This is a genomic window from Bacillus sp. FSL M8-0063 (genome assembly GCF_038005545.1).
Classification (GTDB): domain Bacteria; phylum Bacillota; class Bacilli; order Bacillales; family Bacillaceae_G; genus Bacillus_A; species Bacillus_A wiedmannii.
This window is the reverse complement of record NZ_JBBOTJ010000001.1, coordinates 264,667-279,602: the sequence shown is the minus strand read 5'-3', so window position 1 is coordinate 279,602 and position 14,936 is coordinate 264,667. Positions and strand designations below refer to the sequence as shown.

The 14,936-nt window shown below is 35.6% G+C and carries 11 protein-coding genes; 3 read left to right on the top strand and 8 right to left on the bottom strand.

The genetic code is table 11. The features are described from left to right. Window positions 1-55 precede the first annotated feature (55 nt). The 7 genes from MKX31_RS01325 to fdhF form a co-directional block, all read right to left on the bottom strand. Window positions 56-2,422: a heavy metal translocating P-type ATPase gene (locus MKX31_RS01325; protein WP_088046992.1), complete on the bottom strand. Its 2,367-nt coding sequence runs from the start codon at window positions 2,420-2,422 to the stop codon at window positions 56-58. A 23-nt stretch (window positions 2,423-2,445) separates the two neighbouring features. Further along, window positions 2,446-2,823, bottom strand: a complete 378-nt coding sequence (locus tag MKX31_RS01320) for an ArsR/SmtB family transcription factor (RefSeq protein ID WP_000918377.1) — start codon at window positions 2,821-2,823, stop codon at window positions 2,446-2,448. A gap of 254 nt (window positions 2,824-3,077) precedes the next feature. After that, complete coding sequence (locus MKX31_RS01315; RefSeq protein WP_064477125.1) at window positions 3,078-4,493, bottom strand: amino acid permease; 1,416 nt, start codon at window positions 4,491-4,493, stop codon at window positions 3,078-3,080. A gap of 103 nt (window positions 4,494-4,596) precedes the next feature. Continuing rightward, window positions 4,597-5,730, bottom strand: a complete 1,134-nt coding sequence (gene ald / locus MKX31_RS01310; RefSeq protein ID WP_001219749.1) for an alanine dehydrogenase — start codon at window positions 5,728-5,730, stop codon at window positions 4,597-4,599. A gap of 369 nt (window positions 5,731-6,099) precedes the next feature. After that, a complete protein-coding gene (locus MKX31_RS01305; protein WP_340979754.1) occupies window positions 6,100-7,971 on the bottom strand; it encodes a glycerophosphodiester phosphodiesterase in 1,872 nt (623 codons plus the stop codon). A gap of 155 nt (window positions 7,972-8,126) precedes the next feature. After that, a complete protein-coding gene (locus MKX31_RS01300) occupies window positions 8,127-8,609 on the bottom strand; it encodes a DUF1641 domain-containing protein (protein ID WP_001040525.1) in 483 nt (160 codons plus the stop codon). A gap of 12 nt (window positions 8,610-8,621) precedes the next feature. Beyond that, a complete protein-coding gene (gene fdhF / locus MKX31_RS01295) occupies window positions 8,622-11,558 on the bottom strand; it encodes a formate dehydrogenase subunit alpha (protein WP_064477127.1) in 2,937 nt (978 codons plus the stop codon). Between the two features lie 300 nt (window positions 11,559-11,858). Between fdhF and fdhD the strand changes: the two genes are divergently transcribed. Together fdhD and MKX31_RS01285 are read left to right on the top strand one after the other, a co-directional pair. After that, entirely contained in the window at window positions 11,859-12,665 is an 807-nt protein-coding gene (gene fdhD / locus MKX31_RS01290; protein ID WP_064477128.1) for a formate dehydrogenase accessory sulfurtransferase FdhD, read from the top strand. A gap of 230 nt (window positions 12,666-12,895) precedes the next feature. Then, window positions 12,896-13,402 (top strand): GNAT family N-acetyltransferase, encoded by a 507-nt coding sequence (locus MKX31_RS01285; protein WP_000405878.1) that lies wholly within the window; start codon window positions 12,896-12,898, stop codon window positions 13,400-13,402. 355 nt (window positions 13,403-13,757) lie between these two features. Here the strand turns inward: MKX31_RS01285 and MKX31_RS01280 are convergent, their stop codons facing one another. Then, entirely contained in the window at window positions 13,758-13,880 is a 123-nt protein-coding gene (locus tag MKX31_RS01280; protein WP_001068388.1) for a hypothetical protein, read from the bottom strand. A 329-nt stretch (window positions 13,881-14,209) separates the two neighbouring features. Between MKX31_RS01280 and MKX31_RS01275 the strand changes: the two genes are divergently transcribed. Then, a complete protein-coding gene (locus MKX31_RS01275) occupies window positions 14,210-14,881 on the top strand; it encodes a response regulator transcription factor (RefSeq protein ID WP_064477129.1) in 672 nt (223 codons plus the stop codon). Window positions 14,882-14,936 lie beyond the last annotated feature (55 nt).

Sequence of the window (14,936 nt, the reverse complement as noted above, 5' to 3'; positions counted from 1 at the left end):
GAGTCAATTTCAACAAAATAACCTAAAAAAGAGGACGCAAGTTGCGTCCTCTTTTTTATAAATCTTTCACTCGTAGTACACGCATTGCATTTAACACTGCAAGTAGTGTCACACCGACATCTGAGAAGACAGCTTCCCACATTGTTGCAATACCAAAAGCACCCAGTAATAAAACTAATCCTTTTACCCCTAATGCAAAGATGATATTTTGCCATACAATGCGTCGTGTACGTTTTGCGATGTTTAAGGCTGTTGCAATTTTTGAAGGCTCATCAGTCATAATAACGATGTCTGCTGCCTCAATCGCTGCATCTGATCCTAAACCACCCATCGCAATACCAACATCTGCTCTTGCTAATACCGGTGTATCATTAATACCATCACCAACGAAAGCAACTTTTTCTTTTCCGCTCTTCGCCGCATCAATTTTTTCAATCTCTTCTACTTTTTGTTGCGGTAATAGTTCTGCGTGGACTTCATCTAAACCTAATTCCCTACCGACAGCTTCACCAACTGCTTTTGCATCACCAGTTAACATGACTGTCTTCTTAATACCTAGTTCTTTTAATTTTTGAATTGCTTGTTTTGAATCTTCTTTTACCTCATCAGAGATAACGATATAACCTGCATATTCCCCATCTACGGCAACGTGAACTAATGTACCTACCGTTTCTGGTTGCTTAAATGTAATGTTTTCTTTTCTCATTAATTTAGCATTACCTGCAAAAATTTCTTTTCCTTGTACTTTTACGACTGTACCATGACCAGAAATTTCGTTATACTCATCGATTATTTTTTCATCAATTGATTTTCCATATGCTTTTCGAATCGATTGTGCAATTGGATGATTAGAATACACTTCAGCAAATGCTGCATACTCTAATAATTCTTCATTTTTAATGCCTTCGCTTGGTTCCATTTTTGTAACTTTGAAGACACCTTTTGTTAATGTTCCCGTTTTATCAAAAACAATATATTTCACATCATTTAAAGCTTCTAAATAGTTACTTCCTTTTATTAACACACCACTTTTAGATGCACCACCAATTCCTCCAAAGAATCCAAGAGGAATTGATACAACTAACGCACATGGACAAGAGATTACTAAGAACACTAAAGCTCTATAAATCCATTCTGAGAATGTAGCTCCTTCTAAAATAAGTGGTGGAATAAACGCCATAATCGCTGCTGTAATAACTACAACTGGAGTATAGTAACGCGCGAACTTCGTAATAAAGTTTTCTGTTGGCGCTTTTTTACTGCTTGCATTTTGAACTAAATCTAAAATTTTTGATACAGTTGATTCACCAAATTCTTTTGTAACTTCAATTGTTAATACACCATTTTGGTTCACAAAACCACTTAATACATCATTTCCAACTTCGACTTCACGTGGTACAGATTCACCAGTCAATGCTGAAGTATCTACCATTGATGTTCCTTCAACTACTTTTCCGTCTAATGGTACTTTCTCACCAGGCTTCACGATAATATAATCGCCGATTTGTACATCTTCTGGTGATACTTGTTTCGTTTCATTTCCAACCTTCACATTCGCATAATCAGGACGGATATCCATTAATGAAGTAATTGACTTTCGGGAGCGATTGACCGCAATACTTTGGAATAGTTCCCCTACTTGATAGAATAACATTACCGCAACAGCTTCTGAATATTGTTGAATCGCAAAAGCTCCTAGTGTTGCAATTGCCATTAAGAAGTTCTCATCGAACACTTGGCCGCGAGTTATGTTTCTTACCGCTCTCCAAACGATATCTCCGCCTATTAGTAAATACGCAAGGACGAATAACGGAATTGTTATCATTTGTGGTAAGCCAGCTAATGCAGCAATTGCTGTCAAAATTCCGCCGACCACTAATCGTCCTACCATCTTTTTCACATTTGCTTCACCATGGTCGTGACTATGTCCGTGGTCATGACCACCTTTTTCTTCACGAACAACTTTCACATCTGGTTCTAACTTTTGCACGACATTCGTTATATTCGCTACAGTCGCTTCTAATTCTCTTTTATTCGCTACTTCAACTCTTAATTTCTTCGATACGAAATCAACAGTTGCTGCTGAAACAGCCGGCATTTCCTTCACTTTATTTTCAATCTTCATCGCACAATTCGCGCAATCTAAACCTTCTAATATAAATACTTCTTTTGCAACTTTATTTTTTTGTTCTTCTTGTACTTTAATATGCGGTTCTAATTTTGTAACGAGTTGTTTTGCTTCTGTAACAACTTCACTTTCTTTATTTTGTGCTGTTTCTAAAACCATTGTTTTTGTGGCGAAATTTACAGAGCAAAAATTTACTCCTTCTATATTCCCAACGCCTTTTTCAATTTTCATTGCACAGTTCGCACAATCTAAACCTTCTAACACCAGTTTCTTTTTCACTAATGCTTCAGCCATCATTCTCCCTCCTCGCGTTCTTTTTATTCTTCCTCGTTTACGTGTTCAAACGCTTGCTCGAAGATATGAATTACGTGCTGGTCAGCTAATGAATAATAAACGACCTTTCCTTCTTTACGATTCTTTACAAGTTTCGCTTGCTTTAACACACGAAGCTGATGCGAAATAGATGATTGTGTCATTCCTAATAAATAAGCTAAATCACAAACACACATTTCAGCTTCAAATAATGCATGTAATATTCTCGTCCGTGTACGATCGCCTAATACTTTAAATAATTCTGCTACTTTACTTAAACTTTCATCAGTTGGAATTGTTTGTTTTACTTGATCAACAACTTCTTCATGAATTATCGTTTGAGAACATGTCTCTTGTGGTGTTTCTACTTTATTTCCAGCCATTATAGCTCACCTCTTTATTTGAACATATGAACAATCATTCATATATCTTATACTCTTATTATATGAGCGTCTATTCATATGTGTCAATGAAATCCCATACATTTTTCCGAACATTTTGTTCACATTTTAATAAGGCGTACACATATTTTCTGCATCCATTACATTCTCATACGAAAAATGGATGTACATTTTGCACAAAAGAAAAAAGCCTTGCGCGCTCCCTAGACGCACAAGGCTTACTATCTTATATCCCTTTAATTAGCTTTTTCTAAATTATCTTGCGAACTTCCATCTTCTTTTAGATGACTGTGCTTTTTCGAATATACAAAGTATACAACTACTCCAATTGCTAACCAAACACCGAAGTATATCCATGTTTTTAACGGTAAATTTACCATTAAGAATAGACAACATGCAACTGAAATAATCGGTAAGATTGGTACAAGTGGTACCATAAATCCGCGTTGTAATTTCGGATGTGTTTTACGAAGAATGATGACAGTTACACCCACCATCGCAAATGTTAATAACGCTCCAATATTCGCTAAATTTGACAATTCTTTTAAATCGATAAATCCAGCAATTAATGCACTACCAATTCCTGTTAACCAAACTGAAAATGTTGGTGCTTCTGTCTTTTTATTAATTTTTGCAAATGATTTTGGCAATAAACCGTCACGGCTCATCGCGAAGAATACACGTGTTGTTGCATAAATGTAAGCAAAAATTACAGCCATAATACCAATTACAGCTCCAATTGCGATTATACCTGCTACTTTGTCTTGTCCTACAACTTCTAACACATATGCCATAGCTTCTGGTACATCTAATTCTTTATAAGAAACCATACCTGTCATAACGAGACAAACTACAACATAAATGATTGTACAAATGACTAATGAAGCAATAATACCAATCGGCAGATCACGTTGCGGATTTTTTACTTCTTCAGCAGAAGTTGCTAATGCATCAAATCCTAAGAAAGCGAAGAATACTGCTGCTCCTCCGGCGAAAACTCCACTTATGCCGTACGGTGCAAATGGTATCCAGTTTTCTGGTTTCACGTAGAATACACCAACTGCAATGAATAAAACAACAATACCAATTTTAATTAATACCATTATGTTATTCACACGCTTACTTTCTTTTGTACCTCGTGATAATAACCAAGTTATCACCAACGTAACGATAATTGCGGGTAAGTTCACCATACCACCTTGCGATGGAATCGTTAACAAGGCTTTAGGAATTTCAAGTCCTAATCCACTAACTAAGTTATTGAAATAACCCGTCCATCCGCCAGCTACTGCGGCAGTTGTTACGACATATACGGATAACAATGTCCATCCCATTAAATGGGCAACAAACTCACCAATTGTTGCATATGAATATGTGTACACACTACCTGAAACAGGAAGTGTAGATGCAACCTCTGCATAACATAAAGCTGCAAATCCACAAACAATTGCTGCAATCATGAATGAAAAAATAACTGCTGGACCAGCATCTCTTGCTGCTACTAATCCTGTTAATACTAGAACTCCTGTACCGATTATCGCACCAATCCCTAGCATTGTTAGGTCGAATGCCCCTAGCGTTTTCGTTAAAGTTTTACTTTTACTTTCCCCTAACAATTGCGTAACGGATTTCTTTTTAAATAGGTTGGCCACGATGTATGCCCCCTTTTGCCAAGAAGAGCTAAGAGATCTTCACTCTTAGCTCTTATCATGTTGGTTTATATATTGTTCGATTTTTTTTTGTATAATGCTTCTATTAGCAAGATACTGTTTCTGCTTCTAATAATTCTTTAGCACCTTTGTACTCTACACCGTGAGCTTCTGCAACTGCTTCGAATGTTACATAGCCGTCTAATGTGTTAATACCTTTTAGTAATGCAGAGTTGCCTAGGCAAGCTTCTTTGTAGCCTTTGTTAGCAATTTGCACTGCATATGGTACTGTTACGTTTGTTAATGCAAGAGTTGATGTACGTGGAACCGCACCTGGCATGTTTGCAACTGCATAATGAACAACGCCGTGTTTTTCGTAAGTTGGGTTATCATGAGTTGTAATACGGTCAGTTGTTTCGAAAATACCACCTTGGTCAATCGCGATATCTACAACAACAGAACCTGGTTCCATTGATTGAATCATTTCTTCTGTTACAAGTTTTGGCGCTTTTGCACCTGGAATTAATACTGCACCGATTACAAGATCAGACTCTTTTACAGCTTCTGCAATATTGTAAGGATTAGACATTAAAGTTTTTACTTGGTTTCCGAAAATGTCATCTAATTGACGAAGACGTTCTGCACTTAAATCGATGATTGTTACATCCGCACCTAGTCCAACTGCAATTTTAGCAGCATTTGTACCAGCTTGTCCACCACCGATGATTGTTACTTTACCACGTTTAACCCCTGGAACACCTGCAAGTAAGATACCTTTACCGCCTTTGTTTTTCTCAAGGAATTGTGCACCAATTTGTGCAGCCATACGACCAGCTACTTCACTCATAGGTGCAAGTAATGGTAGAGAACGGTTTTCTAATTGTACTGTTTCGTATGCAATCGCAACAACTTTCTTCTCAATTAACGCTTTTGTTAATTCTGGTTCTGGAGCTAAGTGTAAGTATGTGAATAAGATTAAACCTTCGCTGAAGTGTTTGTATTCGCTTTCAACTGGTTCCTTAACTTTCATAACCATTTCCATGTTCCAAGCTTCTTCAGCCGTATCAACAATTTTCGCTCCTGCTTCAACATACTGAGCATCTGTGAAACCAGATCCTAGACCTGCACCCTTTTGAATGAATACTTCGTGATTGTTACGAATTAAATGTACAACACCTGCTGGTGTCATTGCCACACGGTTTTCGTTGTTTTTAATTTCTGCTGGTACCCCAATACGCATAATGAAATGCCCCCTTATAATTAACAGAAAAAAGAAAGTCTTTTTTCTTTTTGTAATAATTAATAACTTATGTCCTTATTCTAGCATAACTTAAAAATTATGAAAACGCTAACATATAATTTTTTTAAAGTTTATATATTTAGAATAGTGTAAATATATGGAACATTGATTCTATTAGCATCTTCGTTACATTGCATTATCTATCACTCTATTTTTATTATACACATTAAAAATAAGCAATAATCATTTATTATTCGACAATAATGTAACAATGTAAGAAACCCGAGTGATTCCGTATACATATACAGTTCTTAATTTGTACAATACTTTAGAGATATATTCTTTTCCTAAAAAAACAGCTGCGGGCATCTAGCCAACAGCTGGGTAACTTATAAATAACTTGGAAAATAAATCATCTGTTGTTTCACTAATTTTATCAAACAGATCACTTTCTTCCGCTTCTTGTTCTTTTAACATCTTAATTGTTTCACGTGCATCTTCAGGATAATCGGTAATGATACCATCTACGTTTAATTTATAATATCCCTTTAAACTTTCCATATCATTTACCGTCCATACGTAAATCGGCTTGTTTAACTTTCTTGCCTCTTTTACTAATTTCTTATTTAACATGTATTCTTCTGCTACATAAAAATCAGCCTTCACATTCTTTAAGTTGGCTCTACTTGCATACAGTATATATCCTACTTTTATATTTGGATTTGCACGTTTAAACTCTTTAATAAGCGGATAGTGTAACGTTTGAATGACACATTGTTTCTCAAATTCATTATCTTTAATCACTTTTAATACTTTGTTTACGAAATCTTTTTCGCCACCATGAAGCTTCACTTCAATATTAAGTTTGATTTTGTTCTTTGATAGCTTAATGATCTCATCAAGTGTACTGATTTGTCCTGAAAACCCATCTTGACTAAGGGTAAGCTGTCTTAACTCGTCCATCGTTAATTCTGACACATGAACATTAGCATTTGCAAGACGTTTTAGCTTCAAATCATGTATAACTGCTAGTTCACCGTCTTTCGTTTGCAGTACATCAATTTCAGCATAGTCTGCTTTCGCATCAATAGCCCCCTGCACAGCTTCTTTCGTATTCTCTACACCTTTTGAAATATAACCACGATGAGCCATAATAATTGGTTCTTTATATGTGTTTGTAATAAAGGTAACAATGAAGGCAACAACCATTCCAGCAGTAATAATTCCTACAATATATACGCCAATAAATTTCCAACGATGTTTTTGGAAGAAACATTTATCTGCTTTTGTTTTCGAATAATCTAATCCTTCTTCTAATAAAACATCTTCAACCGGAACCTTTTGTAAATATAATCGTGTTATTGCCATAATATAAAATGGCGTCACGATAAAACTAAATAAATACAATGTACTCGTTAAAAATACAGACATTGTTGATTCCGCTAATAATGCAAATGTTCCCTGTGGATTTGTAAATTCGTACATGCCCCATAGACACAATAAATACATTCCAAAAAATACGCCGTACACAATCCCTATTGAAATAAAAAATCCTACTAAAAAGAATAGTACTTTAAAAAAACTTTCTTTTACTAACGTTGCACTTTTACGTGCTGCTGCGCGAAACGGCTTTTGCTCTAAAACAACAATAGGTAGAACAAAAATCCAGCGAAGGTTCAAATATGTAACTACAGCAAAAAATGTGTAATAACCAACTTGTCCCATCGTTGTCTTAAACAGTTCTCCTGTAATAAAGTTAGGAATTTGAATTTGCGGAATTAACGCCGTTTCATATCCGATATTTAAAAGAGGTAACAATACGACAGCATATAAAATAAATCCTGGTAAGCAATATGTGAACAGAGTAGGTAAATACGTTACAGTTTTATATAAAATCGGACGTAATTTCACCTTTTGTCTTTTATGAGCGAAGTACGAAATAATAATAAGTACCGCAAATTCCGTAAAGATAAGAAACAGGGCTAACAATGATAAAATTACGATTGCCAAAATGCCGTATGATGTCTTTAAAAACGCTAATAATTCATCATTCGTCGCATTTGCATAACCACCAAAATACAATAACTTATTAAAAATAATCCCAAATAGCGGAACAAATACAATCGCTGCTAATAATTTATAAGCAAGTTGAAAGGTTAATACATTCCAAAAAGCAAACCTAACTGTTTGAAAGGAATGTCCCATTACCCCTGGTATAGATAGTCTTTTACGGTGTTGCATATATTCCTCCACATTCTAAAACGATATTTGAGATGGATTCCATATTTCCATTTCCAATCCATCTTTTTAATAATAATATATTCCGCTTAACATGAACACTCTTATACATGCAATGAAAAAAGTGATGGCTACTTCCCATCACTTTTTCATTTACTCTATTTTTTCTCTAATCCTTGCCCAAATGCTTTCAAGAAGCTAAAACCGAATGTAATGGCTCTATTGATATCTGGATCTTTTAACACTTTAAAGAAATCCATCACTTTTGTTTTTTTACCACTATTTAATTCATCTGTAGCAAATTGCAATCCAGTGACTAAACTCGATGTGATTTGCTTCGTTACTTCTGGGTCAACTGCGGATAGCGCTTCCCCCGCCCCCATCATATTGTTGAGTGCATTTTTAACGGGTTCACGATTTAATTGCTCCACAGCGATTTTTGAAACATCTTCCTTCGCAGCAAGTAAACTAATCGCCGCATCTAATATACCAGCCTTCTGCAACTGTGCTAAAAGCTGCATCGTTTCTTCTACTGCTTCACGATTATTAGATAACTCATTTAGAAGTTCATCTGCTACTTGCTGTTTCTGCTCTTCCTCTGTTACAACTTTCTTTTTTATTAACGTAATTTCTTTCGCCACTATCTCCGCCCCCTAGTCCACAAGTGATACGTATTGTTTTCTTTGCCATTTTTGCTCGATTTCAACACCATTTTGCGGATTACGCTTTTTATCTCGCGGGTTTGAAGATGGTAACGGACGATTTCCTTTTTCACGTAACACACGCATTTTCACCATCGTTTGTTTATATGCTGGTGTACACGTATAAAGGTCTGTTGCCGTCCCCGTTAAAATATTAATCGCTTCTTCATTTATCGTTGCATGCATCGGTAAATATAGCTCTTTCCCCGTTACACGGTCAGTAATAAGCGCTTGTACTTTAATTTTTCCAAATGGTGATGCTAATTCTACAAGACCACCATCTTTCACATTGCGCTCTATAGCGAGTTCAGGTGAAATTTCAACGAATACTTCAGATACTTTAGATAAAATACCAGCTGATTTATTCGTCATATTCCCTTCATGGAAATGTTCTAGCATGCGTCCATTATTTAACAGTAAATCATACTCATCTGGCGCTACAACCGGTGGTACCCATTCATCTAATGATAAACGAGCAAGTTTATCTGGGAAGTTAAATCCGTCTACATATAATAGCGGTGTATCGCTACCATCATGACTACCCCAACATAAACTATTCCACCCTTCTAGACGGTCATACGTCGCTTGAGAGTATAACGGTGCAAGTGATGCGATTTCGTCCATAATTTCACTTGGACTTTCGTAATTCCAATCCCCGCCCAGTGCACGAGCAACTTTTTGCAAAATCCACCAGTCTGGTTTGGAATCACCTAGTGGTTTCAATACTTCATATAATCTTTGAATACGGCGCTCTGTATTCGTAAACGTTCCTTCTTTTTCTAAACTTGGTGCTGCCGGTAAAATAACATCAGCAAAACGAGCTGTTTTTGATAAGAACATATCTTGAACAACGAGGAAATCTAAATTCGATAAAATATGTTGCACATGGTTCGCATTTGAATCGACTAAAGCCATTTCTTCACCCATGACATACATACCGCGTAGTTTTCCTTCTTCCGCTGCAAGTAACATTGCAATATTATTTAATCCTGGTGCTTTCGGAATAGTTGTACCGTATGCTTTTTCAAATTTCGCACGCAGCGTATCATCTGATACTGCTTGATAACCAGGAAGCCAGTTTGGTAATGTTGCCATATCACAAGCACCTTGTACGTTATTATGTCCTCGTAATGGGTATGCACCTGCACCAGGACGACGATAGTTACCCGTAACAAGTAGTAAATTTGAAATTGCTGCTGATGTCGTACTTCCTCCTGTATTTTGCGTTACACCCATTCCCCAAAGTATACAAGTACCATCTGCTTCATATACCATACGGGCCATTTCTTTTAACTGAGTTTTAGAAATCCCCGTAATTTCTTCTGTATAATCGAGCGTATACTTTTCTAACATTTTGCTATATTCATCAAAGTTCTTCACATTTTCAGCTAAAAACTTTTTATCGTGCCAATCTTGATCAATAATATATTTCGTAATACCAGCAAGCCATACGTAATCCGTACCTTGGCGCGGATGAATAAATAAATCCGCACGCTCTGCCATTTCATGTTTACGAAGGTCTGCTACAATCAGTTTTTGCTCGTGTAATTTATGAGCACGTTTTACTCTCGTCGCAAGTACAGGGTGTCCTTCTGTTGGATTCGCACCAACGATAATAACAAGGCCTGCTTCAGCTATATCTTTCACTGTTCCAGCATCCCCGCCCATACCGACAGTTTTAAATAAACCGTCTGTCGCTGGAGATTGACAATAACGAGAACAGTTGTCCACATTATTCGTTCCATATATTTGTCGGGCTAGTTTTTGCATAAGGTAATTTTCTTCATTCGTTACTTTCGATGAAGAAATGAACCCAAATGCATCGCTGCCATATTCAGATTTAATATGCTGCATGTTAGAAGCAACAACTTCTAATGCTTCTTCCCATGAAGCTTCAACAAACATATCCCCTTGGCGAATTAATGGCTTCGTAATTCGATCTTCACTATTTACAAAGTCCCATCCAAATTTACCTTTTACACATGTGGAAATACCATTAACAGGTGCATCTGAAACAGGTTGCACTTTTAATATATGGCGATCTTTTGTCCATACTTCAAAGGAACAACCGACACCACAAAATGTACAAACTGTTTTTGTTTTATTAACTTTCGTCTTACGCATCGCAGCCTCTACTTCTGAAACCGCTAAAATACTACTATATCCAGGCTCTACATCCTTTACAAAATCAATCATTGGATCTAACACATCTGATTTTAATCCAGTCATAAACCCAGCTTCACCTAGCATTGTTTTTTCCATTAACGCATTACATGGACATACTGTTACACACTGCCCACAACTTACACAAGATGAGTCATTTATGCTTACACCATGATCCCATATAACACGTGGACGATCTAAGTTCCAGTCTATCGATATAGTTTCATTAACCTGTAAGTTTTGACATACTTCTACACACTGTCCACAAGCAATACATTGATTTGGATCATACCGATAAAACGGATGTGACATATCCACTTCACAAGCACTTACTTTGGGCTCATACGGATATTTCTGTTCTTCAATTTCCATCATATGTACCGTGTTATGGACTTTACAGTTACCATTATTGTTATCACAAACGGTACAATACAATAAATGATTCTCTAATATTCGATCCATTGCCTCAGTCTGTGCCTCTTTCGCACGCTGGGACTGTCTTTCGATATGCATACCGCTCTCTAATTTCGTTGAACAAGCACGTAATAACTTCCCATTTACTTCTACAATACACGTATCACAAGTTTGAATTGGATCTACTTCTGGTACATGACAAATTTGAGGATGTTCCAAATTACTCTCGTTAAATAATTGTAGTATCGTCTTTTCACCCGATGTGGAAAATTCTTTACCATCCACGGTTACACGGACTGTCTGTTCTGCCATAGTTTCCCCTCTCCTTACAACCAACTGTACAACACAATTATAAATCCGTTTTCAAAATCGCATTACTGTACATATTTTTGAAACGCTCTGCCCGAATACTTTTCTTATGAAGCCGATTCTAGATGTTATAAGGTATAACTACGAAAGCTTGAAAATATCACTATTCTACGGTTCTATTATATCGTACATATACAATAATAACCAAAATAATCTGTGATTTCCTTGCTAATAGGTGTTTTTATTTCCCCATTGTTTTATGATAAATATGGGAGAGAAATACATATAAAAGGGGAATTAAATATGGGGCCTACGCAAGAGACTTTTACAATTGTACGCTATCAATCTGGTACATTTTCAAAACAACTGGATGAGATTGTTACAGAATCTCCTATTACCATTAAATTAAATGGTGAAGAATATGTAACAGTTGTATGCACACCAAATTATATTGAAGATATGGTAATTGGTTTTTTAATTTCTGAAGGAATTATTGCTTACTATAAAGATGTTGAAGAACTATGGGTGCAAAAAGATAACGGAATTGTCCATGTAACATCATCAAAAATAAATCCACTCTATCAAACTTTATATAATAAACGATACATCACTTCTTGCTGCGGAAAAGGTAGACAAGGATTTATTTTCGTTAACGATGCAGCAAAAGCAAAAGATTTACATGATATACATGTAAAAATTACTCCTGAAGAATGCTTTTACTTAATGAATACTTTACAACAATCTTCCACTACCTTTCGCCAAACCGGCGGGGTTCACAATACCGCGCTATGTGATCGAAACAATATCCTCCTATCAAGAATGGATATTGGAAGACATAATGCATTAGATAAAATATATGGTCATTGTTTACGCAACGATATATCCGTTAAAGGAAAAATCATCGCATTTAGCGGGCGTATTTCATCCGAAATTTTACTAAAAGTTTCAAAAATCGGATGTGAAATGGTTCTATCTAAATCCGCTCCAACAAAATTAGCATTACAACTCGCTCATGATTTAGGCATTACAGTCGTAGGATTTATTAGAAATGAATCTTGCAATATTTACACACATCCACATCGAATTGATGGTTATCAATCGAATAACTAAAATAACTCCTCGGTTGAGGAGTTATTTTAGTTATAAAAATGTAATATATTAAAGACTTGAATAGTTAATGAAGTTAATATATAATTTCATTACATATTAAAAATAAAACATTGTAGCATATATCTTTTCATTCTTTTACAAATTAAAAGAGACTGCTAACAAAACGCATACACAATCTTATAGAAGTAATGGATTTATTTTATTTGAAATCGACCAAGGAGGTTATAACTATGGAAATTCGCTTATTAACGACAGAGGACGCAGAAATATATTTAAAAGTTTGTATGGAAGGTTTAACGAAGAACCCAGAAGCTTTTAGCTCTTCTTATGAAGATGTTCTTAAACACGAGGATCCTGTAGCTGCTATGGCAAAACGATTAAGCAATCCGGATAAGTATACTCTAGGGGTCTTCAAAGATAACGATTTAATCGGCATTTCTACTTTAGAAACAAAGCCTTTCATTAAACAAGAACATAAAGCAAAAATCGGTTCCGTTTTTGTTTCCCCAAAAGCGCGTGGCCTTGGCGCAGGACGAGCTCTAATTAAAGCAATTATTGAAAATGCCGATAAACTACATGTAGAACAACTTATGCTCGATGTTGTAGTTGGTAACGATGCGGCAAAAAAATTATATGAGTCATTAGGTTTCCAAACTTACGGCGTACAAGAACGTTCATTAAAACATAACGGTCAATATTGGGACGAGGAACATATGGTTCTATTCTTAAATGATTAATACTCCAATATAGTTAAAAGCACCTTTTGATTAAGAAAGGTGCTTTTTTCATTACAACAATGTAATCTTCATGTCACCTTTATCGATCGTACCAAACCTTTCCATTCATTATACTAAAAGTATAAAGTGAAACTTTAATTAGTAAGGCATCAATTATGAAATGAACGTATAGCATTCAATTGATAGGTAGAGGAGAATGTGACATGAAACAAAACAAACGAGCTATGCTTTTAATATTTACTACAGCAATTGTAACTTCTGGGTTAGCAATTTTACCTTGGTTTATTATATAGAACTATTTCCCTAATAATGAAAAAAGCTTATTGCTTCTTAAGAAGCAATAAGCTTTTTTATATTATAAAATCCCCAAAATTTTATTTACACAACTTATAATAATAACCATAGATACGGCAATGCACATGACAACCGTATTACGATCTTGCTTTTCTTTTTTTGAAATTTCTTCTTTTGGATTCATGTGTATGATCTCCTTTTAAAAAAAGTGTGAGATAGGAAATTTTTCTTATCCGATGCGAGGTGAATACGAAAACCCTCTCTATCTCACATACACAATAGAATGGAATTGTCATTTTATAAATAAAATGACATGACGTTATGTCGCAACATAGGGTATTTTGTGTCGCTACGTTTTCTATTATAAAAAATAGTTGTGCAAAACTAGTGCATTTTTTATGTCAATTACTCTGAGCGAAAAATAACTCTTCCACTCAATCACATAAAAAGAGTTTTTTATTATTTTCATGTAAACTATACAAGTAGAATGAACAGTTTGGGGTGCACAAGATTATGGTAAAAATTTTATTAGTAGACGATGAAGAACGCATGTTACGATTATTAGATCTGTTCTTAAGTCCTCGTGGCTATTTCTGTATGAAAGCTACCTCTGGCCTTGAAGCACTAAAGTTAATAGAACAAAAAGACTTCGATATTATTTTGTTAGATGTTATGATGCCGAATATGGATGGATGGGATACTTGCTATCAAATCCGTCAAATTTCCAACGTTCCAATTATTATGCTAACAGCTCGTAATCAAAATTACGATATGGTGAAAGGCCTCACTATGGGCGCGGACGACTATATTACAAAACCATTTGATGAGCATGTATTAGTCGCAAGAATCGAGGCTATATTACGTCGTACAAAGAAAGACGGCTTCGTTAGCTTCAATGGTATCGAGTGGGATAAAACGAAACATACTGTCACAGTTTATGACGAAAAAATCTCACTAACTCCTATTGAATTTTCGTTACTTGGACTATTTTTACAAAATACAAACCGTGCTTATAGCCGAGATGATTTAATCGAGAAAATTTGGGGCTATGAAACAGACATCGAATATAGAACAATCGATTCACATATTCGCAATATCCGTGATAAATTACGTAAAAAAGGATTTCCAATTGAAAATTACTTAGAAACCGTCTATAAAGTCGGATATAAATGGAAATGTGAATAATTACTTCGGTCAGTGGAAATACCATACCACTGACCGTTTATTATGAATAAGGTAT